This is a genomic window from Ensifer sp. R1-3, assembly GCF_056739175.1.
On the sequence record NZ_CP096515.1, the window covers coordinates 1,924,324 to 1,949,140 of the forward strand.

23 protein-coding genes are annotated in these 24,817 nt (G+C 63.0%); 12 read left to right on the forward strand and 11 right to left on the reverse strand.

What is annotated here, in order from left to right; translation table 11 throughout:
- Positions 1-11: 11 nt before the first annotated feature.
- The 4 genes from M1D43_RS09305 (at position 12) to M1D43_RS09320 (ending at position 5,418) form a co-directional block, all read left to right on the forward strand.
- Positions 12-1,052, forward strand: coding sequence for a polyamine ABC transporter substrate-binding protein (locus M1D43_RS09305; RefSeq protein WP_153313263.1), 1,041 nt, complete (start codon positions 12-14; stop codon positions 1,050-1,052).
- Complete coding sequence (locus M1D43_RS09310; protein ID WP_318853538.1) at positions 1,049-3,421, forward strand: putative bifunctional diguanylate cyclase/phosphodiesterase; 2,373 nt, start codon at positions 1,049-1,051, stop codon at positions 3,419-3,421. Before M1D43_RS09305 ends, M1D43_RS09310 begins: the two co-directional genes overlap by 4 nt.
- A 126-nt stretch (positions 3,422-3,547) precedes the next feature.
- Positions 3,548-4,819, forward strand: coding sequence for a phosphoribosylamine--glycine ligase (gene purD / locus M1D43_RS09315; RefSeq protein WP_153313264.1), 1,272 nt, complete (start codon positions 3,548-3,550; stop codon positions 4,817-4,819).
- Positions 4,820-4,935: 116 nt separating this feature from the next.
- Complete coding sequence (locus M1D43_RS09320) at positions 4,936-5,418, forward strand: plant virulence effector HPE1-like domain-containing protein (protein WP_153313265.1); 483 nt, start codon at positions 4,936-4,938, stop codon at positions 5,416-5,418.
- 110 nt (positions 5,419-5,528) lie between these two features.
- Here the strand turns inward: M1D43_RS09320 and M1D43_RS09325 are convergent, their stop codons facing one another.
- The 4 genes from M1D43_RS09325 to M1D43_RS09340 all read right to left on the reverse strand — a co-directional run bounded on the left by M1D43_RS09325 (position 5,529) and on the right by M1D43_RS09340 (position 10,984).
- The gene (locus M1D43_RS09325) at positions 5,529-6,065 is read right to left on the reverse strand and encodes a 2-thiouracil desulfurase family protein (protein ID WP_153313266.1); all 537 of its coding nucleotides are present in this window, start codon (positions 6,063-6,065) and stop codon (positions 5,529-5,531) included.
- Between the two features lie 59 nt (positions 6,066-6,124).
- A complete protein-coding gene (gene glyS, locus M1D43_RS09330; protein ID WP_122102664.1) occupies positions 6,125-8,290 on the reverse strand; it encodes a glycine--tRNA ligase subunit beta in 2,166 nt (721 codons plus the stop codon).
- 91 nt (positions 8,291-8,381) lie between these two features.
- Positions 8,382-10,316: a DUF2207 domain-containing protein gene (locus tag M1D43_RS09335; protein ID WP_010968865.1), complete on the reverse strand. Its 1,935-nt coding sequence runs from the start codon at positions 10,314-10,316 to the stop codon at positions 8,382-8,384.
- Positions 10,317-10,435: 119 nt separating this feature from the next.
- Positions 10,436-10,984 carry a LemA family protein gene (locus tag M1D43_RS09340; RefSeq protein ID WP_010968864.1) on the reverse strand — a complete coding sequence of 183 codons (549 nt, stop codon included), beginning with the start codon at positions 10,982-10,984 and terminating at the stop codon, positions 10,436-10,438.
- A 227-nt stretch (positions 10,985-11,211) separates the two neighbouring features.
- On the opposite strand from M1D43_RS09340, the gene M1D43_RS09345 reads away from it, so the two are divergent.
- Positions 11,212-11,457 carry a hypothetical protein gene (locus tag M1D43_RS09345; RefSeq protein ID WP_003533290.1) on the forward strand — a complete coding sequence of 82 codons (246 nt, stop codon included), beginning with the start codon at positions 11,212-11,214 and terminating at the stop codon, positions 11,455-11,457.
- Here M1D43_RS09345 and M1D43_RS09350 read toward each other — a convergent pair whose 3' ends face one another.
- From M1D43_RS09350 to M1D43_RS09370, 5 genes are all read right to left on the reverse strand, one after another.
- Positions 11,458-12,420, reverse strand: a complete 963-nt coding sequence (locus M1D43_RS09350) for a glycine--tRNA ligase subunit alpha (RefSeq protein WP_013844095.1) — start codon at positions 12,418-12,420, stop codon at positions 11,458-11,460. It lies immediately after the preceding gene.
- A 99-nt stretch (positions 12,421-12,519) separates the two neighbouring features.
- On the reverse strand, positions 12,520-12,711 hold the full coding sequence (locus M1D43_RS09355; RefSeq protein WP_003533286.1) for a hypothetical protein: 192 nt from the start codon (positions 12,709-12,711) through the stop codon (positions 12,520-12,522).
- A 145-nt stretch (positions 12,712-12,856) separates the two neighbouring features.
- Positions 12,857-13,723: a S49 family peptidase gene (locus tag M1D43_RS09360; protein ID WP_003533284.1), complete on the reverse strand. Its 867-nt coding sequence runs from the start codon at positions 13,721-13,723 to the stop codon at positions 12,857-12,859.
- 138 nt (positions 13,724-13,861) lie between these two features.
- Complete coding sequence (locus M1D43_RS09365) at positions 13,862-14,632, reverse strand: tRNA1(Val) (adenine(37)-N6)-methyltransferase (RefSeq protein WP_127541639.1); 771 nt, start codon at positions 14,630-14,632, stop codon at positions 13,862-13,864.
- Positions 14,633-14,666: 34 nt separating this feature from the next.
- Positions 14,667-14,888 (reverse strand): putative signal transducing protein, encoded by a 222-nt coding sequence (locus tag M1D43_RS09370; protein ID WP_003533280.1) that lies wholly within the window; start codon positions 14,886-14,888, stop codon positions 14,667-14,669.
- Between the two features lie 107 nt (positions 14,889-14,995).
- Between M1D43_RS09370 and M1D43_RS09375 the strand changes: the two genes are divergently transcribed.
- From M1D43_RS09375 to M1D43_RS09395, 5 genes are all read left to right on the forward strand, one after another.
- On the forward strand, positions 14,996-16,012 hold the full coding sequence (locus M1D43_RS09375; RefSeq protein WP_010968861.1) for a polyprenyl synthetase family protein: 1,017 nt from the start codon (positions 14,996-14,998) through the stop codon (positions 16,010-16,012).
- Positions 16,013-16,274: 262 nt separating this feature from the next.
- Complete coding sequence (locus M1D43_RS09380; RefSeq protein WP_153313267.1) at positions 16,275-18,104, forward strand: tetratricopeptide repeat protein; 1,830 nt, start codon at positions 16,275-16,277, stop codon at positions 18,102-18,104.
- 7 nt (positions 18,105-18,111) lie between these two features.
- The gene (locus M1D43_RS09385) at positions 18,112-19,017 is read left to right on the forward strand and encodes a 4-(cytidine 5'-diphospho)-2-C-methyl-D-erythritol kinase (RefSeq protein ID WP_153313268.1); all 906 of its coding nucleotides are present in this window, start codon (positions 18,112-18,114) and stop codon (positions 19,015-19,017) included.
- A gap of 7 nt (positions 19,018-19,024) precedes the next feature.
- Entirely contained in the window at positions 19,025-19,567 is a 543-nt protein-coding gene (gene moaB, locus M1D43_RS09390) for a molybdenum cofactor biosynthesis protein B (protein WP_015007246.1), read from the forward strand.
- 454 nt (positions 19,568-20,021) lie between these two features.
- A complete protein-coding gene (locus M1D43_RS09395; protein ID WP_027992604.1) occupies positions 20,022-21,101 on the forward strand; it encodes a hypothetical protein in 1,080 nt (359 codons plus the stop codon).
- Between the two features lie 137 nt (positions 21,102-21,238).
- Here the strand turns inward: M1D43_RS09395 and M1D43_RS09400 are convergent, their stop codons facing one another.
- Positions 21,239-21,790, reverse strand: a complete 552-nt coding sequence (locus M1D43_RS09400) for a glycosyltransferase family protein (RefSeq protein WP_003533271.1) — start codon at positions 21,788-21,790, stop codon at positions 21,239-21,241.
- A 178-nt stretch (positions 21,791-21,968) separates the two neighbouring features.
- Between M1D43_RS09400 and M1D43_RS09405 the strand changes: the two genes are divergently transcribed.
- Both M1D43_RS09405 and rnhB read left to right on the forward strand, forming a co-directional pair.
- Positions 21,969-23,126, forward strand: coding sequence for a PA0069 family radical SAM protein (locus M1D43_RS09405; RefSeq protein ID WP_153313269.1), 1,158 nt, complete (start codon positions 21,969-21,971; stop codon positions 23,124-23,126).
- Positions 23,127-23,287: 161 nt separating this feature from the next.
- Positions 23,288-23,938, forward strand: a complete 651-nt coding sequence (gene rnhB / locus M1D43_RS09410; RefSeq protein ID WP_003533269.1) for a ribonuclease HII — start codon at positions 23,288-23,290, stop codon at positions 23,936-23,938.
- A 389-nt stretch (positions 23,939-24,327) separates the two neighbouring features.
- On the opposite strand, the gene M1D43_RS09415 is transcribed toward rnhB, so the two are convergent.
- On the reverse strand, positions 24,328-24,813 hold the full coding sequence (locus M1D43_RS09415) for a F0F1 ATP synthase subunit B (protein WP_153314785.1): 486 nt from the start codon (positions 24,811-24,813) through the stop codon (positions 24,328-24,330).
- Positions 24,814-24,817: the final 4 nt, after the last annotated feature.

Here is a 24,817-nt window from a genome sequence, read left to right on the forward strand (position 1 = left end):
AGGGGCAGAGAATGAAGGCACGCGGGGTTATTTCCGTCTTTCTGGCGACACTGCTTTGCGCTTCCGCGAGCCGCGCCGAAACGCTCAACCTGCTTATCTGGGAAGACTATATCGACGAGCGTCTCATCGACCGCTGGACCGAGAAGACGGGCGTTTCCATCCGCCAGATCAATTTCGACAGCGACGATGCCCGCGACGAGATTCTTGCCGATCCGGGCCGTAACATCGATCTTGTCATCGTCGATGAGAACGGCGCGACGCTTTTCGGACGGAAGGGCATCATCGAGCCGCTCTCCGAGACCAATCTGCCCGCGCTCGGGGACTATGCGCCGGAATGGCGCAAATCCTGCGCCGGTTACGGCCTTCCCTACTTCTGGGGCACGGTCGGCATCCTCTATCGCTCCGATGTGGTCACGCCGCCACCGACGTCCTGGCGGGACATGATGCGTCCTGCGCCGGCGCTGCGCAAACACATCGCCATGTTCGCCGACCACAGCGAGATTTTCGTGCCTCCGCTCATGCTGCTCGGCGCCTCCGTCAATGCCGACGACACGCCGACGCTGAAGGCCGCATTTGCGCTCCTGAAGACGCAGGCCCCATTCGTGCTGACCTACGACTACGTCGTCACCTCGATCCAGGATCCGGCGTTAGCCGGAAATATATATCTGGCGCTGGGCTACAGCGGCGATCAGCATGTGCTCAACAGCAAAGCCGGCAAGGCGGGGCTATGGCGCTATTCGGTCCCGAAAGAGGGTACATTGTCGTGGCTCGACTGTTTTTCCGTCACGGCCGCATCCCCTCGCAAGCAACGGGCTCTCGAATTCCTGAACTTCATCGGGTCGCCGGAGGCCGCCGCTGCCAATGCGATCGCGCTCAACATGCCGACTGCAAGCAACGCGGCGCTCAAGCTCCTTCCGGACACCATGCGCTCCGATCCGGAAATCTACCCGCCGCCCGAAATCATGGCGAAGAACCAGCATCACCAGGAATTGTCCGTCCGATCTATTGAAGCGCGCCGGCGAATCATCAACACGTTGGCGAACTTCCAGTGACCCTCGGCAAGCGTGCGCTCATCCTCATCTTTCCGGTCGTTCTGGCGGGTTATCTTCTCGCAGCTCTCTCCGTTCACGTCGCACAGAGCCGTTCCATCCGCGCACTCGAGCACGCCAAACTTTCACAACGGCTCGAGCATGCCGCCTCCGTCTTCCAGAACGAGGTTCGGCGCAGCCGCGGTGCCCTCAACGCGCTCTTGAGCGGCAACGCGCTGCGGCAATACGTGGCCGAAACCGACAAGAAATATCGCGCCAATGCGCTCGGTGTGCGGCTGCAGGAGAGCCTGACGTCGCTGTCCGACGATCCTGCGGGCTTTATCTCCCTGGCTGTTTTCAACAGCAAGCTGGAAGCGGAGTACTATTTCGAGAACAGTTGGGATCCCTTTGCGGAAATCGATCCGGCACAGCTCGATCTCGCACGCCAGTTGCTCAACGGATCGAAACTCGGCGACTGGAGCTATGTCGATTCCGCCGGCGACCGGCCGCGGGTCGTCTACTCGCTGTTCGTCGATCCGGTGACCTTTGGCCGGCCGGCTCCCAGCAACAAGGCAAATGCGCTGCTGATGCAGGTTGCGGTACAGCCCGACCGCTTTCTCAGGCTGCAGCCCCCCCTGAAAAGGGAATATGGCGCCGAGATCGTGCTCCAGCCGTGGCCGCTTGCCGTGACCGACGATCTGTCGGCAAGCGTTCCTCTCGGGCCCGCCTTGCATGCGACGCTGACCGTTTCCGATGCGCATTTCGAAGCCCAGATGCTGCGTCAGAAAGTACTCCTCGCCCTGGGCGCATTGGCCATGAGCCTCTTTTCGATCTGGCTGATCATCGTGCTCATCCGCCGCTTCATCACGGGACCGATCGCAACGCTCGATACCAACGTCATGGCGGTGATGGCCGGGGCGCGCGAGGAGATCGCCGAGGTGGACGAGGCCGGCGAGATCGGCCGTCTGACGCGAAACATCCGGGAGATGCATCGACAATCCCTGCAGTCGCTCCAACTCGTGCAGCGGAGTTCCTGGACCGACACGTTGACGGGCATCAGCAACCGGGGGCGCTTCAACATGCTTGCCGCGCAGGCCGTCCAGGAGGCTGTCGCATCCGGCGAGAAATGCAGCCTGCTTTTCATCGACATAGACAATTTCAAGTTCGTCAACGACAAACATGGTCATGATGTCGGCGACGAGCTCTTGAAAACGCTGGCCACCCGGATCGCACGCGACGTCGAAGAGATCACGCGCAGACGCGGGCAGGAGCCGGCCATCCTCGCGCGGCTCTCCGGCGACGAATTCGCGGTTCTGTTGCGTTCGCAGCCCGGCGACGGCGCGGTGCAGGAGATCTGCGGCGCGATCCTCGCTCTGTTTTCAGATGGCTTCGAACTTTCCGGCAAGCGTTATCCGGTCACGGCAAGCATCGGCGTGGCGGCATGTCCTGATGATGCGAGCTCGGTCGCGGAGCTGATCTCGAATGCCGACGCCGCCATGTACCAGGCGAAGACCGCCGGCAAGAACCGGTCCGCCCGCTTCTCCCGCGCACTCAACGACAAGCGCACCCGCCAGCGGCAGATCCAGGATGAACTGCGCTCGCTCGATCCCGACGAACAGTTTCACCTGGTCTACATGCCGATCGTCGACGCCGGCGGAAAAGTCACCGGCTGTGAGGCTCTGTTGCGCTGGCACTCGCCGGTCCTGGGGCATGTGACGCCCGACGAATTCGTTCCGATAGCCGAGAGCTCCGGTCTGTTCACGAAGATCGACTGGTGGGTCATCGACAAGGCGATGTCGGATTGCCACCAACTGAAGGCGCTGTTCGGCCCCGATACGGTTCTGGCGATCAACATTTCCTCGGCCGAGCTGCACTCGAAGTCGATCAACGAGCATTTTTCGGACTGCCTCACGCGCCACGGCCTGGAGGCGCGATCGATCGACATCGAGCTCACCGAAACATTCGCCGTCCAAATCAGTGATCAATTGCGCCTGAATATGGAAGAGCTCAGGAGCAAGGGCTTCCGGCTCTCGATAGACGACTTCGGCGCCGGCTACACATCGGTTCAGCAGATCATCGATTATGCCGCCGACACCATCAAGCTCGACCGGGCGCTCGTCTCCAACCTGGCCGCTTCGCGATCGCTGGCGGTGCTCAAAGCGGTCGTCGCGCTATGCCACGCGAAGGAGATGACCGTGGTCGGCGAAGGCGTCGATACGCCGGAAAAGCTCGCCATGCTGACGGCGGCGGGCTGCGACCGCTTCCAGGGCTATCTGATCAGCAAGCCGCTCCCGCTCGCCGAGCTGGCGATCTGGGCGCTTTCCCGGGTCGCGCTCGCCGCAGACAAGCCGGCTGACGGCGACGTCTGGCCGGTGGCTGCAAGCCGGCGCTGACGTCACTTGCGAGAGAAGGACGCTGGCTGGCACCAGGAAATTTGCAGCACGGGCCGCTTTTTCCTTGACCTCGTCCTGCCTGCCGTCTTAACCGCAGCGCAACAATTCCTGACGGCGAGGATGGCGATGAAGGTTCTTCTGATCGGATCGGGCGGCCGCGAACATGCGCTTGCATGGAAGATCGCGCAGTCGCCGAGGCTGACCAAGCTTTATGCCGCCCCCGGTAATCCGGGCATCGCCGAGGAGGCCGCGATCGTAGACCTCCACACGGAAAATCATGAGGCCGTCGTCGATTTCTGCAGGACCAATGCGATCGATTTCGTGGTGGTCGGTCCCGAAGCGCCCCTGGTCGCCGGCCTCGGCGACGTGCTTCGCGCGGCCGATATTCCCACCTTCGGCCCTTCGGCCGCAGCGGCCCAGCTCGAAGGCTCCAAGGGTTTCACCAAGGACCTCTGCGCGAGATACGGGATCCCGACCGGCGCCTATAGACGCTTTGCCGATGCCGAGCCCGCCAAGGCCTATATCCGCGAAGAGGGCGCACCGATCGTCATCAAGGCCGACGGGCTTGCCGCCGGCAAGGGCGTGACGGTCGCGATGAGCCTCGACGAAGCCTTTGCCGCAGTCGACGAATGCTTCGCCGGCGCCTTCGGCGCGGCCGGCGCCGAGGTGGTCGTCGAGGCCTATCTCGACGGCGAGGAAGCGAGCTTCTTCTGCCTTTGCGACGGCAAGAGCGTACTGCCGCTCGCCTCCGCGCAGGATCACAAGCGCGTCGGCGACGGCGACACCGGGCCGAACACCGGCGGCATGGGCGCCTATTCGCCCGCGCCCGTCATGACCGCCGAGATGGTGGAACGGACGATGAAAGAGATAATCGAGCCCACCGTCCGCGGCATGGCAGAAAGCGGTTATCCCTTCACCGGCGTGTTCTTTGCCGGCCTGATGATCACGGAAAAGGGCCCGGAGCTCATCGAATACAATGTCCGCTTCGGCGATCCCGAATGCCAGGTGCTGATGATGCGGCTCGAGAGCGACCTCCTGCCGCTGCTCTACGCGGCGGCCACCGGAACGCTCGAAGGGATGAAAGCGGCGTGGCGCGACGAAGCTGCCCTGACCGTGGTGATGGCCTCGCGCGGCTACCCGGGCGCCTACGAGAAAGATACGCCGATCGCGGCCCTGCCCGACGCGTCCGCCGCGACGAAGGTATTTCATGCCGGAACCGCAATGAAGGGCGGCGGGCTGGTCGCAGCCGGCGGCCGGGTGCTGAACGTCACCGCCACGGGAAAGACCGTCGGCGAGGCGAAGGACGCAGCCTATGCGGCCGTTCGCGACGTCAGCTGGGAGAACGGCTTCTATCGCAACGACATCGGCTGGCGGGCGGTCGCGCGCGAGACTGCCTGACGGCTCCAGCGAGCGGCGCTGCAGGAAAAGCCGTATCGTTCAATTTTTATCATTTCTCCTGACCGGGCGGTAAGGGGATACCGCTATTCTCACCTCGACCAATCGAGGAGAGATCAATGCGTTCCCTGCTGATCACAGCCGCTCTCGTCTATGCCGCCGGTCCCGCGGCAGCCTCTTCGATCGACAACATCACCTCCGGCGAGACCGTCAATTCGAGCGTCGCGACGGTTTCCTGCGAGGCTTGCCCGCCCTTGCAGCCAAAGAAGAAGCCTTCCTACGTCGTCCCGGATCTTGCGCCGGGTACGGATCGCGTGGAGCTCAAGGAAATCCATGGAGAGGTGAAGTCGGTCCGCACGGAGGCGTGGCTGGGCGGCTCGCCGGTGATTTTCGTCAACGATGCATCGGATGACGCGATCCGCGCCGCGGGAATGGAGACGAGCGAGCCGGCCGTGGCCGACATCTCGTCAAGCACCCTCCCCGCTGGGATTGCGGAAATCTCCATCGACCATACCGCAAAAACCGCCGCGGTTGCCGCGTCTATGGCCAGCGACGGTTCACGGAAAATTGATCCAGCTGCTTTCGATCTTCGCCTAGATTGACACCATATCATTAAGGTTCCCTGCCCCAGTCAGTCGACGTTCAAGGCTGACGGGCAAATTCGCTGCAATAGCGAGAGGTTGCGCCCCTGAGAGAAGCAGGGGCGTAATCTTTAGGGCGATACCCCAACTTCATTGGGAGCCCCAACTCCATTGCCTGTATCGCCGCCGATCCTCGCGACCAGAGTCTCTATCTCACGATCGGAATAGACCTCGACGCCGTTGGCCCGCAGCAGCGCGGCCGTCACGCCCTCACCCGCAATTCGCTCGCCGCTGAACCGACCGTCATAGATGAAGCCGGAGCCGCAGGACGGGCTGCCGTCGATCAGCAGGGCAAACCGGCAATTCGTCTCGCGTGCCAGCGCAAGCGCATTCTCCGCAGCGCGGCGAAACTCCGACGTCACATCGCCGCCCGTCTTTTCGAGGACACGGGTCCTGCCGGCGAGCACGTCGGCGCCCGTCCTGCCGCCTTCGATCTCCGCCGGCGGACGCGGCACCCGCATGCCGGCCGACATTTCCGGACAGATGGTGACGAGCCGCCCTTCCCGCCTCCAGCGATCGATCGCCGGGTGAATGAGCGGCTTCGACGCGCCGTCGTAACGCACGGCATGTCCCATGAGGCAGGCACTGACGAGAATCCTGGCGGTCATGGGCCTTCATATCGGCCGGCCGTTAACGCGGCAACCTCTGCAGTGCAGAGCGCTCCGAGTTACCCGGATATCTTCGAGAAGTCCGCCACCTCACCCGTCGCCGAGCGGATGAGGCCCAGGAGCGCGAGGCGGTTGGCACGGATCGCCTTGTCCTCGTCATTGACGAGAACGTCATTGAAGAAATCGTCGACCGGTGCGCGCAGTTTCGAGAGCGCCTGCATGGCCGAACGGAAATCCTCCTTGACGATCGCGTCGCGCGCATCGTCCGACGCCACCTTGATCGAAGCGTGCAGCGTCCGCTCGGCATCGAGCCGGAACAGTGCTTCGTCGACGCTCTCGGCGACTTCCGTACCCTTCTTCTCTTCGGCAGCGAGGATTTGCGTCGCACGTTTCGTGCCGGTGAGCAGGTTCCTGCCCTCCTCGGCCGTGATGAAGGCGGTCAGCGCCTCGACGCGGCGGGCGATCATCAACAGGTCGTCCGCATCCGGCGCGAGCACCGCATCGATCAGATCGTATCGCGCGCCGAGATCGCGCAGGTAAACCTTCAGACGATCATGGAAGAAGGCGAGCAGATCGGCGGAGATCTCGGCTCTGATATCCGGACGCTGTGCCTTCAGCGCGGCGAGCGCCACATCGAAACAGGGCAGAAGCGGCAGCCGTGCACTTCCCTCCAGAATGAGCCGGATCACGCCGAGTGCCGCACGGCGCAGCGCATAGGGATCCTTGGAGCCGGTCGGCTTTTCATCGATCGCCCAGAAGCCGACGAGGGTATCGAGCTTGTCGGCAAGCGCCACCGTTACCGAGACGGGATCGGTCGGCACACGGTCGGATGGTCCCTGCGGCTTGTAGTGATCCTCGATCGCATCGGCGACGGCCGCGGCTTCGCCCTGCAGCACTGCATATTTGTGGCCCATGATGCCCTGCAGTTCCGGGAATTCGCCGACTGCCTCGGTGCGCAGGTCCGCCTTGGCGAGCACGACCGCGCGATCGACGGAGGCCGCATCGGCACCGGTGAGCCTGGCGAGTGCTGCGGCGAGCGAGCGGATGCGGGCGACACGCTCGCCCTGCGTGCCGAGCTTGGCATGGAAAGTCACGTTCAGGGCGTCGAGCTTTGCCATCCGCTGGTCGAGAGGCTTTTTCAGATCGAGGCCGAACTTCTCGGCTGACGCCGTCAGCGTTTCGAGATCCGGCAGATCGCCCTGGTCGCGCTTCCAGAAATGCGCCGCGTCGGAGAGCCGCGCACGCACGACCTTGCCGTTGCCGTGGGCGATCTCCTTGCCGCCGTCCTTCGCCTCGATGTTCGAAACGAGGATGAACCGGTTGGACAGCGTTTCGGCGCCCGGCTTCCGGGTGACGAAGCATTTCTGGTTGGTCTTGATCGTCAGCCGGATGATTTCGGACGGGATTTCGAGATAGCTTTCCTCGAAGCTGCCCATCAGCACCCTCGGCCATTCGACGAGACCGGCGACTTCCTCCAGGAGGCCCTCGTCCTCGACCAGCTCCAGGCCGTTGGCGAAGGCGACATTGTGGGCGTCGGCGGAGATGATCTCCTTGCGGCGCTCCGCATCGATCACGACCTTCGCCTTTTCGAGCTTCTCGGCATAGTCGGCGAAGCGGCGGACCGTGATCGCTTCCGGCGCATGGAAACGGTGGCCGTAGGTGATGTTCGAGGCGACGATGCCATCGACCTCGAAGGGGATCACCTTCGTCTCATCGTGTTCCGCGCCGAAGGTGCAGACGATCGACTGCAGCGGCCGGACCCAGCGAAGGCTGCCCGGTTTCGCCGAAGCGGCACCGGAGCGCATGGATTTCGGCCAGGGAAAGTCGCGGATGATCGCCGGCATCACGTCGGCGATGATCTCTTCCGCCTCGCGGCCGGGCTTTACGATGTGCGCGACGTAGAAATCGCCCTTCTTCGGGTCATTATGGACATGAGCCTCGCTGAGGGAAGAGAGGCCCGCCGCGCGGAGAAAGCCTTCGATCGCCTTCTCGTTCGCGTCGATGCGCGGACCCTTGCGCTCCTCGCGCAGATCGGCGGAGCGCGCGGTCAGGCCGCGGATGTCGAGCGCCAGCCGCCTCGGCGTCCAGTATTCGCGCGCGCCTTCATAGGTGAGCCCCGCCTCAACCAGAGCGTCCGTCACGAGCTTCTTCAGATCGCCGGCCGCCTTGCGCTGCATGCGGGCGGGGATTTCTTCGGATCGCAATTCAATAAGGAGATCGGGCATGGATTCGAGACTTCGTTCTGTTCCGGAAGGTTGCGGCGGACTTAGCAAGCTCTGGCGAAAATGTCATCACGGCCGGCGAGGAAATCCGCCATCACCAGCCGCCGCCGCCGCCGCCGCCCCCGCCACCGCCGGAAAATCCGCCGCCGGAAGAAAAGCCCGAGGACGAACTCTTCGGAGGTGGCGGCAAGGAAGACGTCATCGTATCCGCCATCGAACCGGCAAAACCGCCGATCGTGTCGGTGAAGGATCCGGGCCCGAAGCTGTCGCCATGATACCAGCTCGGCTGATAGGCGGCTGCCGCCGCGCCCGCGGAGGCCGCAAGCAGCCAACGCTCGAAGGTCTCGCTCCAGGGCTTCTCCACACCGAGTGCGACGGCATAGGGGAGCAGGGTCTCGAAATGCCGCGGCGACATTTCCGGCGCGCCCTGCATGTTCAGACGGTCTTTCTCGGCAAGCGTAAGATATTGCCTGAGCCCGTCGATGCCATCCATCATGCGCGTGCCGAGCGGCGTCGGCGCGCCCATGAGGTAATAGAAAAGCCCGTTGACGAGGACGATGCCCCCGATCGCGAAGAACAGCGGCAGGTCGCCCGGATCGCTGGCCGAAAAGACGAGCGCGGCGAGAATGCTCGAGAAAACGGTGAACAGCACGAAACCGACGAAGGCAAGCACGACGATCGACAGAATGCGGCGTGCGAGGCTCGAGCCACGCCGCAGCGATTTGCCGACCGAAACGGCGAAGGCGGAAATGAAGACGGCGAGGAAGACAGGGACGATGACGAAGGGAACGCTGTCCTCGCTCAAGTCGCCGAAGACGAACAGCGCCGCGAGGGTGGCGACCGAAAGCACGATGCCGCCGACCACGTATCCGGTATTGGCGCGGTAATACTTGCCGCGATGCTCGCGCTCCATCGCGCTGCGGAAGCCGGAGCCCGCCGCCTGGATCTTCTTGCCGTTCGCCCTGTCGATGGTGAGCTTGCCGCCGGCCGCATCCACCGCTTTCATCAGGGCCGCTTCGCCGGTCGGCAGCTTCTCGCCGTTCTTGCCCGTGGCGGTGATGACGACCGCGTTCTTCAGGTCCTCGAGGATGACATGCCCCTTGACCGCAAGGTTGAGCGCCGCCGCGGAAAGAGCTGTCCATCCTTCGCCGGAAAAGCCCTTGTTATCGATGTAGTTGACGAGCGCGGGCGACACGCCGTCCGGAGGGTCCCAGCGCGGGACCATGACCCCGCGGGCCGGGTCGCGGCCGACACGCACCCAGGCACGCCCGTAATAGAGCAGGACGAGGAGGAGGCCGGACCCGGCGATGACCACGGTCATGTGATCGCGCAGCCACCAGATATTTTCCTGGGAGGAGGTTGGCCGTTCGATACTGCCCTTGGGCAGTTTGATCGCGACGGTCAATCCTTCTTGCGGGCGCAGCCGGCGCGTGGTCGCGAAGAAGATTTCGTCGCCCTCCTCCACCGCGCGCGCATCCTTTTCGGTCGCGCCGTAGCCGCCGGTAAAGACGTCTAGCGCCTCCGCCTTCACGCCCTCCGGCAAGGTGACGGTGGCCGTCGCCTCCTCGATCGGGAATGCCCATTCGGTTCCGGTCACGTTCCAATAGAGCTCGTCGTGATCGTCGAAGAAGCGTATCTGCCGGCTCGTCTCGTAGGTGATCTGAAAGGTGTGTTCGCCATGCGGCAGGAGCACGTCGGCACTTCCCGTATAGATGCGGATGCCGCCGCTGATCGATTCCGTGCGGTATTCCTCTTCGTCGCCATCCCGCTCGACGGAGAGAAGGTTGAAGTCGACCTTGCTGCGGCCATTGCGCTCATCGGCGAAGGTCAGCGGAAAATCGCGATAGATGCCGCGCCGGATGCGGTTGCCTTCGACGTTCGCCGTGATCGTCTCGGTGACCGTGAGCGTGCCGTCTTTCGCGAGCTCGATGACCGAATGGTAGGCGGAGATGAACTCTTCCGCCGCCGCGACGCGCGGCGCTGCAAGAACGAAGGTGACGAGCGCAAGCGCCGCGAAAAGCCGCCTCATCGGGATTTCCCTCTTTCAGGCCCGCCGGAGCACTTCCAGGAAAAGCGTGTAACGGTTTTCCGTCCGGAAGTGCGTGGTTTCAAACCGATAGATCTTTTTATCGGTTCAGTGAAACTGATCTAGAACTTGACCGATGGAACCGCACGGTCCGCCTCGTTGGTGATCTCGAAATAGCTGGCCTTGACGAAGCGGAAGGCGTTGGCGATCAGGTTCGACGGGAAGCTCTCGACCTTGACGTTGAGATCGCGCGCGGCGCCGTTGTAATAGCGCCGGGACATCTGGATCTCGCCCTCGATCGTTTCCAACGAACGCTGGAGTTCTGCGAAATTCTCGTTGGCCTTCAGGTCCGGATAGGCTTCGGCGAGCGCGAAGACGCGGCCAAGCGCCTGCGAAAGCGCACCTTCGGCCGCGGCCCGCGCCGCGACATCGCCTTCCGGCACCGCCTGAGCCCGGTTGCGCAGCGTAACGACCTCCTCGAGCGTCGACTTCTCGTGAGCGGCGTAGCCCTTCACCGTCTCGATCAGATTCGGGATGAGATCGGCGCGGCGCTTCAACTGCACGTCGATGCCGGACCAGGCCTCCTCGGCCATCTGCCGCGCCTTGACGAGGCCGTTATAGACGAAGACGAGATAAAGAATAACGGCGACGCCAATTGCCAGCCCGATCATCAAACCCTCCTTTGGATCACGGCGATCCTACTGCATGCTTTCTTAAATTCCATTCGATTCAAGAACAAACCAACGTTCTACAGCGGCCGATCACAAGACCGCCCCAGCCCCTGCCCAGCAGGTCGTGCCTACGCCTGCAGCCTCAGGCTGTTCCACCGGTAACGGCAACGCGTCGGCGGATGCTCGATAGTCTATTCATCGAACAACCACAACGCTTAGTGCCCGCCATGAACACGCCCGTGAGCTTCATCAACGTGATCGCCTTTACCGCCCTTTTCGCGACCCATGCAAGCGCGGGTCCGATCGAAAGGCCGAGCGGTGTGCGCCGCGCGCTGCAAATCTATGCCGGCGAGTTGTCGAGCGTCAGAGCGCCGGCGCCGAAGTGGCGGCTCGACGGGAGCGAGCACTTCTGCTCGCAGCGATCGGATCAGCTTGCCCCGCCATGCGGCCGGAGGACCTCCGCGACCTCTTGATCAGGCCGCTTCCCTGTTCCAGTTGGCGCCACCGGCCTCGGTCAGCAGGAAGGCTTCGCCGCAGGCTTTCGCGAGCGTACGCACGCGCAGGATGTAGCTCTGGCGTTCCGTCACCGAAATCACGCCGCGGGCATCCAGAAGATTGAAGACGTGGCTCGCCTTGATGCACTGGTCATAGGCGGGGAAGACGCATTTGTGCAGGCGGTTGTTGCTGGAGTCACCAGGCGCACCGGCGGCCAGCAACGCCAGGCATTCCTTCTCCGCATCGATGAAATGCTGATGCAGCATCGCCGTATTGGCGTATTCGAAATTGTGCCGCGAATATTCCTGCTCCGCCTGCAGGAAGACATCGCCATAGCTGATCTTCTCGGCGCCTTCGCGGCCGTTGAAGTTGAGGTCGTAGACATTGTCGACGCCCTGGACATACATCGCCAGGCGCTCGAGGCCGTAGGTCAGTTCGCCGGAAACCGGGGAGCATTCGATCCCGCAAACCTGCTGGAAATAGGTGAACTGCGACACTTCCATGCCATCGCACCAGCATTCCCAGCCGAGCCCCCAGGCGCCGAGCGTCGGGCTCTCCCAGTCATCCTCGACGAAACGGATGTCGTGCAGCAGCGGATCGAGGCCGATCGCCTCGAGCGAGCCGAGATAGAGCTCCTGCAGATTGGAAGGGTTGGGCTTCAAGATCACCTGGTACTGGTAATAGTGCTGCAGCCGGTTGGGATTCTCGCCGTAGCGGCCGTCGGTCGGACGCCTCGACGGCTGCACATAGGCCGCGCGCCATGGCTTCGGGCCGAGCGCCCTGAGCGTCGTCGCCGGATGGAACGTGCCTGCGCCGACCTCCATGTCGTAGGGCTGAAGCACGGCGCAACCCTTGTCGGCCCAATAATTGTGCAGCGTCAGGATCAGTGCCTGAAAGGAGCGCTTCGGGTTCATGTGGTCCGGGAGGGGTGCAATGGTCATGGGATCCGGGTCCGAATTCGTCAAGATTTGCGGGGACAGGTGCCATGCCGCAGGGCGAGGGTCAAGCGCCTTCACCCGCCGGTATTCAGTCAGGCAGGCTCACTCGTCGTCGCGCTTCAGGCGGTACTCGCCGGTCTCGGCGTCCTTGACGAGCGTGCCGTTTGCGCCGGTCTCGCGCTGACGGCGCAGGCGCTCACGCTGACGCGTCAGCTTCTCGGCGTCCGCGATGAACTTGCGATAGCCGATCCAGGCGATGACGGCGATAATCAGAAGCAGGATGATCTGCGGCATGGTTCCTCCTCTGCATATCCCTCAGATGGAACGAAGGCGCGAGGGGATGCAGCAAATCGCAGTGTTAGCGCGCTCTTGCGGTACTGGCCAGATGCCGCGAGACCATTCTTCAAAAACACACGCCCGCGCAAGCAACGGGGCCGGTTCAAAGACCGAAACGCGCCCAGAGCGCCCGTTCCTCGACGGCCTCGACGAGACCTGCAGCCGCCGATGCGACGAGCGGTCCCGTGATTGCTCCGGCCACGGCTGCTCCGGGCTGACGCCGCCCGAAGAGGCTTCGCGCGGGCTGGATCAGCTCGAGCCGCGCTTTTTCTCCATAGCGCTTCTTCACTTCGCCCCTGATGTCGCCGAGAGCATCGACCAGGCCGAGTTCCTGACCCCGTTGCCCCGTCCAGAACAGCCCCGAGAAAAGGTCCGGATGGTCAGCCAGGAGCGAACCGCGTCTGCTCTTGACCATCTGGATGAAGATGTCGTGGATCTCGAGCTGCAGGCCCTTGAGAAATTCGATGTCACGCTCCTTCTCCGGCTGGAAAGGATCGAGAACCACCTTGTTTTCGCCCGCCGTGTAGACCCGTCTCTCGACGCCGATCTTCTTCAGGAGATCGGGGAAACCGAAGCCGCCCGAAACGACGCCGATCGAGCCGACGATCGAGGTCGGATCGGCGATGATCTCATCGCCGGCCAGTGCGATCATGTAACCACCGGACGCGGCCACGTCCTCGACGAAGATCAGCACACGCTTCCTCTTCTCCTGCGCGAGATCGCGGATGCGCTGATAGATAAGACGGGACTGCACCGGCGAACCGCCCGGAGAGTTGATGGAGATGGCAACGGCCGGGGCCTCTTTGACGGAGAAGGCCTTTTCGAGCAGCGGCGCAACCGTCGCAAGATTGAGAACCGGGCGGAGCGGGCTGCCGCCGGCCATGATTGCGCCATGCAGCCTGATCGCCGGAATCGTCACACCATCCCTGCGGAAGCGCTTCGGCATCAGCTTTCTGAAAAATCCGGCCATCTCAACTCCTACCCGCTGCAATCTCTGCATATCTCCTTAAATCCTAGCCGATTTAAGAACGAAGACATGCAGCAATCCAAATTGTCGTCGTGCATGTATGCATTGGCGTCGCAAACGCAATGCCCTGCTTACGGTTAATCATCGGCGATGATAGGCCGCGCGGCCATTGTTGAGATCGTCGACCTCCGGCGAAAAGCGGTGGCCCTCCCCGTGCATCACGAGCGGCGCGCGCAGCGCCAGCCGCTTGCGGCTCTGCTTGATCGCGGAAACGAGGATGCGCACGGCATTTTCGCCCGCCCGCGGCAGGAGCGGGGTGATCTCTAAACCGCCGAAGCGGCGGCCGCAGGCCTCGATTATCCCGGCGATCGATTCCGGCCGGGCGATCAGAGAAAGCTGTCCGCCCGGCTTCATGATTGCCCCGGCCGTTTTGATCCACGCTTCGAACAGGTCGCCGCTCATGGCATGGGCTTCCGCCTTTAGCCGATCGGGCGTCCTGCGGTCCGCGGCGTCGTTGAAGGGTGGGTTCATGATCACGTGGTCGAATGTGTCGTCCGGAAGACCCGCGGCTGCGCGCGCCTTGCCGCTCAGCGAGACATCGGCTTCGAGCACCGAGACGCGGCCGGCAAGATGGGCGTTCTCAGGCAATGCGAGGCTGCGGCGCGCAAAATCCGCCATGACCGGCGAACGCTCGACCAGCAGCACCTCGGCCTCCTCGATCCGCGACGCGACGGCCATGCCGGCCGCCCCGGCTCCGGCGCCGAGATCGGCGACGCGGCACGCGCCGCGGCAGGAAACGAGGGATGCGACCAGCATCGCATCCATTCCCGAACGGTGCCCCTGACCAAGAGGCTGGATCAGGTGGAACCTGCCGCGGTGGAAAGCATCCACCGTCTCCGGAATTCCCGTCATGCCGCTTTCCGCCTCGCGGAAGGGCCGCAGCCGATCATTGCCGCAATTCCAATTCGAGGCCCGCATCGATCAGAATGCGCCGCGCCCGATCGGCATCGTCCTCGGCGACCAGGAAGCGCCGCGGCAGGAGGCCGAGCGATCCTTCGAGTATGCTCATGTCCTGATCGGCGATGAAGCATCCGATGCCGGCGTCCTTCATCAGGCTTTCGGCAAAGGAAAGAAGGACGGCATCATTGGTGCGGATCAGTTCTTTCATCCGGCTCTATTTTCCTGTCTTAAAGCTGCGGGCGGGGCAATTCGCCTCTTGCCGCCCGAAGCCCCTCTTTCTATTGTCGAACCCGCAACGAAACAGGAGTCCGGGCGTTGGGCGTAGTGATACCGCTGGAAGACAATAAAAACAAACAGGCATCTGTGAAGCCGCTTGTCGACCTGACGCTGTCCGACATGGAGCGGGTCAACCAGCTCATTCTTTCCAAGGCGGGCTCCGACGTCCAGATGATCCCGGAAGTCGCCAACCACCTGATTTCCTCGGGCGGCAAACGGCTCCGGCCGATGCTGACGCTCGCAGCCGCTTCGATGTTCGGCTACGAGGGAGATGGTCACATCAAGCTCGCGACCAGCGTCGAGTTCATGCACACGGCGACCCTTTTGCACGACGACGTGGTCGACGAGAGCGACCTGAGGCGCGGCAAATCGACGGCGCGGACGATCTGGGGCAACCAGGCAAGCGTGCTCGTCGGCGATTTCCTGCTCGGGCAGGCTTTCCGCATGATGGTCGACGTCGGCTCGATCGATGCGCTCGACGTCCTTTCGACCGCCGCATCGGTGATCGCGGAGGGCGAGGTCCTGCAGCTTTCGGTCGCCAAGAACATGGAGACGACCGAAGACGACTATTTGCAGGTCATCCGCGCCAAGACAGCGGCCCTCTTCGCCGCCGCCTCCGAGGTCGGGCCGATCGTCGCAGGCGGGAGCAAAGCCGACCGCAACGCGCTGAAGTCCTACGGCACCAATCTCGGCCTTGCCTTCCAGCTGGTCGACGACGTTCTCGATTATGGCGGCACGTCGAGCGATCTCGGCAAGAATGTCGGAGACGATTTTCGCGAAGGCAAGATCACACTGCCGGTCATTCTCTCCTATCGCCGCGGCACGCCGCAAGACCGGGCGTTCTGGCGCGAGGCGATCGAGGGCGGCGCAAGCGATGCGGCAAATCTCGAAAAGGCGCTGGGTCTCATCCGTCGCTACGGGGGGCTTACGGATACGATCGCCCGTGCCAAGCACTACGGCACGATCGCCCGCGACGCGCTCGCGCCGCTGCCGGCTTCGCCATGGAAATCGGCGCTCGTCGAGGTGATCGATTTCTGCATCGATCGGGTAAGCTGAGCCACTTCATGTTTCCTTGCATCGCGGCCGATCCAAGGGCGGAAACATGGAGCAAATCAAAGTGCTGCCGCGAGCCCTGCGCTTCCGGCAAGACACGCGGCGCCGCAGGAGCCGCGGACGAAGACCTCCCCGGAGGATTTTCTTGCCGCGCTGCGCCAAAAAAGCCATTCTATTCTTGAAGACTTGCGCCCGATTTCCAATCGGCTCCGGGCCAACCAGCGGTGGCGCCTCGAAGCGTACCATCGGCAATGAAAGGTTTGATATGCGGCAGAATACATTCCTTCGCCTTTTCAGCGGCGCGGCAATGCTGGTTCTTGCAACGGTGACCGGCAACCAGCAGGCCTTTGCCGAGGAGAAGGCGCCGGTCGAAGACGCCGAGCCTTTCGACATCAGGAGCGTCAACACCTTTGCCGGCGCATTCCTTGCGGCGCGCACGGCGGACGTCGATCGCGACTTTGCTGCGGCAACCGAGCTCTATCGTACCGCACTCAGGTTCGACCCCGGCAATAACGATGTCAAGCAGCGGCTGATGATCACGCTGCTGATGAGCGGCAAGTTCGATGAAGGCGCCAAGATCGCCGAAGAGCTGAAATCGGATCCCGCCGTCGAAAGGATCACCACGGTGGTCCGCGCGATCGAAGCGATCCGCAAGCGCGAATACCGCAACGCGCAAAAGCTCTTGAACTACGATGGTCCGAACGATCTCGACCGGCTGATGAGTTCGCTGCTTTCCGCCTGGGCCAAGTTCGGCCAGGGCCGACCGAAGGAGGCGCTGGCGCAGATCAAGAATCTGGAGGGCCCGGAATGGTTCCGGATCTTCAGGAACTATCACGCCGGGGCGATTGCGCTTGCGGCCGGAGACAAGGCGACTGCGCGCGCCCGGCTCAACGACGCCATTCTTGACCGCGAAGGCGGCGGCGCCGCGCCGGACACCTTCATGCGGGCCGTCGAGGCGCTGGCGCGGTTCGAAGCGCGCGAAGGCAACAAGCAGAAGGCGCTGGATACGATTTCCGTCGGCGAAAGCCTCGTCAACAACTACACTCCGCTCGAGGCGCTGAGGAAGAGTGTCGAGGAAGGAAAGCCGCAGGAGCAGCAGGTACGCAACGCCGTGCAGGGTGCGGCCGCCGTGCTCTTTTCGATCGGCGGCGCACTCAACCGCGAGGGCGCGGAAGACATAGTTTCGCTCTACCTTCAGACGGCGCGACGGCTCGACCCGGAAAGCGCCGATATTCTCGTGATGCTCGGCGGCATCGCCGAAAATCTGAAAAAGCCGGAAGAGGCGATCGAGCTTTACAAGAGCGTGCCGGAGAGCTCGCCGATGCGTCGCCTTTCCGAACTCCAGCTTGGCCTCAGCCTCGCCGGCGTCGGCAAGGTCGACGAGGCGAAGAAGCATCTGAAAGGGCTGATCGACGTCGATCCCAAGAACATCCGCAACTATCTCGCCTATGGCAGCGTGCTTTCCGACGCCAAGAACTACAAGGAGATGGGCGAGCTTTACGACCGCGCGGTCGCCGCGATCGGCCCCGTGCCGAAGCGGAGCGACTGGACCGTCTTCTTCCAGCGCGGCATTGCCTACGAACGCCAGAAGCTCTGGGAAAAGGCCGAGCCGAACTTTCGCAAGGCGCTGGAGCTCAACCCGGATCAGCCGCAGGTTCTGAACTATCTCGGCTATTCCTGGGTCGACATGAACATCAACCTCGAGGACGGGCTTGAGATGATCCGCAAGGCGGTCGAGCTCAAGCCCGACGACGGCTATATCGTCGACTCGCTCGGCTGGGCCTATTTCCGCATGAACCGGTTCGACGAGGCTGTGACCGAGCTCGAGCGCGCTGCGGAACTGATGGCCGGCGACGCGACGATCAACGACCACCTCGGCGACGCCTACTGGCGCGTCGGCCGGAAGCTCGAAGCGGTGTTCCAGTGGAATCAGGCGCTGGAACTGAAGCCCGAGGAAGCGGAAATTCCGAAGATCAAGGCGAAGATCGAAAACGGTCTGCCGCCGCTTAAGGAACCGGTTCCGGCGGCGGCGGATGCCAAGGAAAAGCTGCCGAAAAAGACCGGACCGGAGACAGCGCCGGACAAGAAGTCCTGACTGTAGCATGCAGGCAGGCGGCATTCCGGGCTTCGCACTGACCTTTGCGGCGCCCGCCAAGATCAATCTCGCGCTGCACGTCGTCGGGCAGCGCGCCGACGGCCACCATCTGCTGGAAAGCCTGGTGACCTTCGCCGAATGTGGCGACCGGGTCGGGCTGATCGCGGCGGACAGGGACCGTTTCACGGTGTCGGGCCGCTTCGCGACCGACCTTTCAGCCGAGGGCAGTGGTGGTAATCTCGTGCTCCGCGCCCGGGACCTGCTGCGGCGCGAGCTTGCGGCGCAGGGTAGAATGGCAGGCCCGGTTCATCTGCATCTCGAGAAGAACCTGCCGATAGCATCGGGGATCGGCGGCGGCTCGGCCGATGCAGCCGCGACTCTGCGCGGGCTGCTGTCGCTCTGGGGCGCGACTGTCGAAGCGGCAAGCCTCAACAGCCTTGCGCTGCAGCTCGGCGCGGACGTCCCGATGTGTCTCGACCGGGGGCCCCTCGTCGCGAGAGGCATCGGCGAAGAGATCACGCCTCTTCCCGATCTGCCGCCCTTCGACGTCGTCCTCGTCAATCCCCTCGTCGCGGTCTCCACGCCGGTTATCTTCCGATCGCTCGTCAGGAAGACCAATCCTCCGCTGGTCTTGCCTGAAGATGCCCGCTCGACTGCCGAATGGCTGACGGCCATGGCCGCCATGCGGAACGACCTGGAGCCGCCGGCACGTGCGCACGAGCCGATGATCGAAACCGTCTCGAACGCATTGCGCGACGCAGGCGCGGCGCTCGTGCGGATGTCCGGCTCGGGCGCCACCTGCTTCGGCCTGTTCACGGGGACGAAAAGCGCCGAACGTGCCGCTGAGACCATTTCCGCCGGCCACCCGCGATGGTACGTTCAGGCGACGCGAACCGCGGGAAAATCAGGATAACGCCAGAATGCCCGGCCTCGATGAAAGACGCCCCTTCATCCCCATCGGCATCGCCGTGCTCACGGTCTCGGACACGCGCACACGCGCGGACGACAAGTCCGGCGATGTGCTCGAAGCGAGAATACGGGAGGCCGGCCACCGGCTCGAGGCGCGGACAATCGTTCCCGACGAGCGCGAGAAGATCTACGGACAGGTGAAGGCCTGGACGCTCGATGCCGCGATCGACGTCGTCATAACCACCGGGGGCACCGGATTCACGGGCCGCGACGTGACGCCGGAAGCGCTGGAGCCGCTCTTCGAGAAACGCATGGATGGCTTTTCGGAGGTGTTCCACCGGATCTCTTACGAGAAGATCGGCACGTCGACGATCCAGTCGCGGGCCACGGGCGGGGTCGCCAATGCGACGTTCATCTTCGTCCTGCCCGGATCCCCCGGTGCCTGCAAGGACGCCTGGGACGGAATCCTGAAGCAGCAACTCGATTACCGGCACATGCCGTGCAATTTCGTCGAGATCATGCCGCGGCTCGACGAGCACCTGAAGCGCGGCTGACGAGATTCGTGTTCCGTTTGGAACAGACCCGCGCCCCGAATCCCGCTAGTTTGCCTTCGTCGGCTTGGCTCGAAGCGGGCAAGGCAAGCACCGTTTAATTGCTTCGAGCGAATGCCCGGCCTCTTTCCGGGGCAATATTGGGAAAGAGAGAAGGCTACGACGTGCTGCCCGTCCGAAACGATGGGCATGCATGGCAAGACATTTTCACAGACGGATATTTTTCATAAACAAGGTCATTTGAGAGCCACTTTGGGGGTACCGCAAGGTACGCCCCATTCTTGCTTCGGAGAAGCGGCTCAGCTCGGGGCTACGGCCACCATGTCACGGCTTCTCATCGACGGAGAAAGCCCACTCGCATTTGCCACCTCGGAGCCCCTTTTCCTCGTTTTCACTCAGACGCAGGCGCGCCGGTCGACAGAGCCCGCACTGCAACCCGCCAGGGTAGGAGGAAGTCATGGGAACGGCAGAGCACGCTTACTCGAAAACGGATCGGCGCGAGACCGAGGTTCCGCTGGGGCTGCAGGCCTTCTACGAACGTCGGCAGAAGGATGAATGGCAGGCAACGGTAACCAGGCTGGACGAATTGCGCCAGTCTTTCGCAGAGCAGCGCCGGCAGGTCTTTTCACCTGACCTGCGCGACAGGATCGCGCAGGTCGCAAGGTCGGGCCGACGTGATGATCCGCGCGGGCCCGGTCTTCGATACAGGTCGCTCGTCGAGGCCAGGAATACCGGCCTTGATCTGAACGCGCTCAAACGGCTTCATAAGCGTGCCTATGGCGAAGTCGGCGAGTTGGTGAAGGGCCACGAAGCCTTCCACCGCCACGAAACGGTGGTCGGCAGCGTCGCCGACATCTTCAAACAACCGCCGCTCGTGTATGTCGCGCCCGATCCCGACAAGGAAAAGCTGTTCCTCCCGCCCTTTGACGGCTGCTGGGACAGACTCGAGCAGAACCAGGCAACCGGCGACGGAGCAATCGTGGAGAACAGTTCCTATTTGGACTGTGCGGGACGGATGGGATCGAGACTGATCGCCCGCAACAATAGTGCCTCCGATGCTGAAATCCTCTGCGCCTATCGGGAGAACGGCTACCTCGTTCCGTTCAAGACGCTCCGCACCGGTATACTGCAAGTCAAGGCAGACTTGTCGGCCCTCATCTGCCGCCATCACATCTCGACCTACGACGAGTTCGGGTGGTCCGACTTTCACGCCACGACGCGCGGCCGCCTCGTGCTGGCCGTGTTCTGGAACTGGGAGGATGTCGAACCGGCGAACGAGGTGAGCGACCAGTGGTTCGCCTCGGGTCTCGACTGCAGCGGCGATGGCGAGAGCTTTCCAGGTACCTCCATCCAGGCCGTTCCTGGCGAACGAAGAATCATCAACCTGTTCACCGAGATGGCCTTCCCCGCTGGCCGCAAGCTCTGGGTCTATGTCGGAGTGGCCGATCGCATCTGGACGTTCCTCAATGACGTCAGCATCGACATTTCGATCGACTCGGCCTGGCAGTTGAACTCGCTTGCAGTCCGCTCGATCTGAAAGTCATGCCACTCCGGCATCGGGCGCATCGGCCCGAAGATCGATTCCGATTTTCGGGCCGATGCGGTAGACCGTCAACTCAATAAGTTAGAGCGGGAAGCGGGCTGAAAGCCGCACACGCTTTTCCTTATCCCGCTCTACGAACAGGGCGTCCGGTGCCGTTCTCCCACCGACCGGTTGTCCAATGCGACCCAGGCCGGGACGAGCTCGGTCGCAAGTTTGCGGGCGGCTCGTCCGCTCGCAAGGGCGCTGAGCGGCATCTTGCCGCGGGCAGCCGCGACCGCGTCCCCCTTCGGCAGCAGAAATCCGGACTCCAGCGGCGGCGCCCTGTGCGCCAAGCGCTTGAGAAGCGGGCGCTTATGCATTCGCGAGGGAGAAAACCGCGCCGGGCTCCTGTTCAGAGAGACGTATTCGGCCAGTTCATCCACCCAGCGACCGATAGGGCGGGCACCAGGCTCCAGGAGCATCAACCACTCGCCGCGGGCGGAACGAAGGACATCGCCGAGATCCCACTCAAGGCAGAAACGGCAACCGGCAGCATCCGCGACCCTGGGGGAGCCGTCGGTCGATCCGTGGTCCAGGATTATTACATCGCTGACGAGCCCTTCCACCGCGCCGGCAACGAGCGCCGAGAGCGTCTGTGCGAGCTCCGCTTCGTTGTCCTTCGTTTCCATGATGACCGTCAGCATAGCCGTTCCTATCGCATCGCAGCGCAGATTGCTACAAGCGCAGGTCCGCACAGGGTGGCGGATGAACGCGCGCCTCCCCCGGAGATGTGCTGAATATTTGTTCTTGCTTTGTTCTATTTTCTGCGCTAGGAAAATAATCAGCACCAAGCGAGCCGAGCATGGTTCCGGGGAGATTTCGATGAACGATCTGTCTCAACTCAAGCAGGGCGTCTATGCGCCCGGCAACAGCGTGGATGTGGCGGAGGCCCTCGTCGCCGGATCCGGCATCCGAATCGACGTCGATCGTCGGCGTGGCCGCGGTGCCGCCCTCAACATCTCGGGACGCTTCGAGCAGAAATCGCGCGAAGTCTTCGATGACGGGTGGCAAACGCTCGAGGAGTTGCCGCCGTTCAAGACCGAGGTCCAGATAGAAAAGCCGAAGACGGCGATCACGCGCAACGAATCTCCCGACATATCTTTCGACCGATCGATCAACCCCTATCGCGGCTGCGAGCATGGCTGCATCTACTGCTTCGCGCGGCCTACGCACGCCTATATGGGGCTCTCGGCAGGGCTTGATTTCGAAGCCAAGCTCTTCGCCAAGCCCGACGCGCCACGTCTTCTCGAGCGCGAGCTGGCGAAGCCGGACTATAAGCTTCGCCCGATCGCGATCGGCACAAATACCGATCCCTATCAGCCGATCGAAAAGGAATGGCGAATCATGCGCCAGATCCTGGAAGTGCTGAAGGAGGCCAATCATCCGGTGATGATCGTTACAAAATCGGCCATGGTGACGCGCGATATCGACCTGCTGGCGCCGATGGCGGAAAAGGGTCTTGCCCGGGTCGGCATTTCGGTGACCACGCTCGACTGGAAACTGGCGCGCAGCATGGAACCGCGGGCGTCGACGCCCACCAAGCGGCTGGAGGCGCTACGCGCAATTTCCGAGGCCGGCATTCCCGCTGGAGTACTGGTCGCGCCGATCATTCCGGCGCTGAACGATCACGAGATCGAGCGCGTGCTCGATTCGGCGAAGTCGGCGGGCGCGTCGGATGCGAGCTACGTACTCCTCCGGCTTCCGCTGGAGGTGAGCCCCCTGTTCCGTGACTGGCTTCTCAGAAACTACCCGGACCGCTACCGGCACGTCATGTCGCTCATCCGCTCCATGCGCGGCGGCAAGGATTACGATGCCGAGTTCGGTAAACGAATGAAGGGCAGCGGACCTTACGCCTGGCAGATCGGCCGTCGATTCGAGCTTGCGGCCAAGCGGCTCGGCCTCAATCTGACGCGCCGGCAATTGCGCAGCGATCTCTTCGTGCCGCCGCTAGGAATGGGCGTTCAGCTGTCGCTTCTTTAGATCGAAAGCATAAGCCGCCACTCTTTCCCGCTGTGGAACGGCTTTGAAAATTCCAGCATCCGCCCTTTGCCCCACGGGGCGGCGCTGGTTCCCCCCCGGCAACCGCCGCAAACCGAGCCGGGGGCTTGAAGGGAATCGGGCGAGTATGCGAGTGTCGTTTCATGTCACGTCGCAAACAGCCCGATTCCCCTCTTTTTCCTCTTCAGGCGCCCGTTCCGGATTTCACCTTCGAGCGCGCCGCCCATCGCGACGGTTTCTGGCCGGTCGCGGGGGCCGACGAAGCTGGGCGGGGACCGCTTGCGGGCCCGGTCGTCGCCGCCGCGGTCATTCTCGATCCGGACGCCATCCCGGCGGGTCTCAACGACAGCAAGCTCCTGACGGCTGAGCAGCGCGAGGCGCTGTTCGAAGAAATTCTGGCGACATCGACGGTTTCGATCGCCTCCTCCTCGTCGGCGCGCATCGACACGACAGATATCCTGAAGGCCAGCCTCGATGCGATGCGCCGCGCCGTTCACGGCCTCGAACTGGCGGCCCGCATCGTTCTGGTTGACGGCCGCGACGTGCCGCCCGGCCTCTCCTGCCACGCAAAAGCGATCGTCAAGGGGGACAGCCGCTCCGTGTCGATCGCCGCCGCATCGATCGTCGCCAAGGTCACCCGTGACCGCATGATGGCCCGCGCCGATGCAACTTTCCCGCTCTACGGCTTTGCCCATCATGCGGGCTATGCGACCGTGAAGCATCGCACGGCGATCGAAAGCCACGGCCCCTGCTCCCTGCACCGCATGAGCTTCCGCCCGTTCCGCCAGGTTTGACGGCGGTGAAGGCCCCCTCATCCGCCTGCCGGCACCTTCTCCCCGCAGGCGGGGCGAAGGGACTCGCGGAACGCTCTTAAGTCCCCTCTCCCCGCCTGCGATAGGGCATATACACATCTGATCCTCTCGCGGGACCATTGCCTTGGGGCGGGCGACAAACGGTTTGACCTTCGCACGCCCAAAACGATGCCACGGGCAGAACGCAGAAGTGGAAGCGAAGGCCCGCCGCAGGTATTCTCCCCCCTTGTGGGGGAGATGGCCGACAGGCCAGAGGGGGTCTGCTCTCCTGCTCGCCCCACATGACGTACGGTTGCCCGGATAACGGATCCCGCAAAGCAAAGCCCCGCCGAAGCGGGGCTTTTCAATCTCCAGGGTATTATCGGCTACGCTTAGTTCAGGCGCGCTTTGACTTCGCCAATCGCCTTCTTGAAAAGCGCCTCCTGCGCGCCTGCATCGGCCTTGCTCGCGAGCACTTTCTCGGCCGCGCTGATTGCCAGGTCCACCGCAGCTGCGCGGACGGCGTTGATCGCATCGCTTTCGGCCTGCTTGATCTTCTGTTCGGAAAGTGCCGTGCGGCGCGCGACATATTCCTCGGTCTTCTGCTTGGCTTCCGCAGTCAGCATCTCCGCCTCGCGCTGGGCCGCGGCGACGATGCTTGCGGCTTCGGCTTCGGCGTCCTTGCGCTTGCGCTGGTACTCGGCAACGAGGCTCTGGGCTTCCTCGCGCAGACGCTTGGCTTCGGCCAATTCATTGCTGATCTTGTCTGCGCGGGCGTCGAGCGCCTTGCCGACCATGCCCGGAACCTTGAGATAGGCGATGAGGACAAAGAAGAGAATGAGGCCTACGAGGGCATAGAAAGTCGCATCAAGAGCCATGGTT

Coding starts and splice junctions, on each gene's coding strand:
- M1D43_RS09305 (WP_153313263.1), top strand. CDS start 12: ATGAAGGCACGCGGGGTTATTTCCGTCTTTCTGGCGACACTGCTTTGC.
- purD (WP_153313264.1), top strand. CDS start 3,548: ATGAAGGTTCTTCTGATCGGATCGGGCGGCCGCGAACATGCGCTTGCA.
- M1D43_RS09320 (WP_153313265.1), top strand. CDS start 4,936: ATGCGTTCCCTGCTGATCACAGCCGCTCTCGTCTATGCCGCCGGTCCC.
- M1D43_RS09325 (WP_153313266.1), bottom strand. CDS start 6,065: ATGACCGCCAGGATTCTCGTCAGTGCCTGCCTCATGGGACATGCCGTG.
- glyS (WP_122102664.1), bottom strand. CDS start 8,290: ATGCCCGATCTCCTTATTGAATTGCGATCCGAAGAAATCCCCGCCCGC.
- M1D43_RS09335 (WP_010968865.1), bottom strand. CDS start 10,316: ATGAGGCGGCTTTTCGCGGCGCTTGCGCTCGTCACCTTCGTTCTTGCA.
- M1D43_RS09340 (WP_010968864.1), bottom strand. CDS start 10,984: ATGATCGGGCTGGCAATTGGCGTCGCCGTTATTCTTTATCTCGTCTTC.
- M1D43_RS09345 (WP_003533290.1), top strand. CDS start 11,212: ATGAACACGCCCGTGAGCTTCATCAACGTGATCGCCTTTACCGCCCTT.
- M1D43_RS09350 (WP_013844095.1), bottom strand. CDS start 12,420: ATGACCATTGCACCCCTCCCGGACCACATGAACCCGAAGCGCTCCTTT.
- M1D43_RS09355 (WP_003533286.1), bottom strand. CDS start 12,711: ATGCCGCAGATCATCCTGCTTCTGATTATCGCCGTCATCGCCTGGATC.
- M1D43_RS09360 (WP_003533284.1), bottom strand. CDS start 13,723: ATGGCCGGATTTTTCAGAAAGCTGATGCCGAAGCGCTTCCGCAGGGAT.
- M1D43_RS09365 (WP_127541639.1), bottom strand. CDS start 14,632: ATGACGGGAATTCCGGAGACGGTGGATGCTTTCCACCGCGGCAGGTTC.
- M1D43_RS09370 (WP_003533280.1), bottom strand. CDS start 14,888: ATGAAAGAACTGATCCGCACCAATGATGCCGTCCTTCTTTCCTTTGCC.
- M1D43_RS09380 (WP_153313267.1), top strand. CDS start 16,275: ATGCGGCAGAATACATTCCTTCGCCTTTTCAGCGGCGCGGCAATGCTG.
- M1D43_RS09385 (WP_153313268.1), top strand. CDS start 18,112: ATGCAGGCAGGCGGCATTCCGGGCTTCGCACTGACCTTTGCGGCGCCC.
- moaB (WP_015007246.1), top strand. CDS start 19,025: ATGCCCGGCCTCGATGAAAGACGCCCCTTCATCCCCATCGGCATCGCC.
- M1D43_RS09395 (WP_027992604.1), top strand. CDS start 20,022: ATGGGAACGGCAGAGCACGCTTACTCGAAAACGGATCGGCGCGAGACC.
- M1D43_RS09400 (WP_003533271.1), bottom strand. CDS start 21,790: ATGCTGACGGTCATCATGGAAACGAAGGACAACGAAGCGGAGCTCGCA.
- M1D43_RS09405 (WP_153313269.1), top strand. CDS start 21,969: ATGAACGATCTGTCTCAACTCAAGCAGGGCGTCTATGCGCCCGGCAAC.
- rnhB (WP_003533269.1), top strand. CDS start 23,288: ATGTCACGTCGCAAACAGCCCGATTCCCCTCTTTTTCCTCTTCAGGCG.
- M1D43_RS09415 (WP_153314785.1), bottom strand. CDS start 24,813: ATGGCTCTTGATGCGACTTTCTATGCCCTCGTAGGCCTCATTCTCTTC.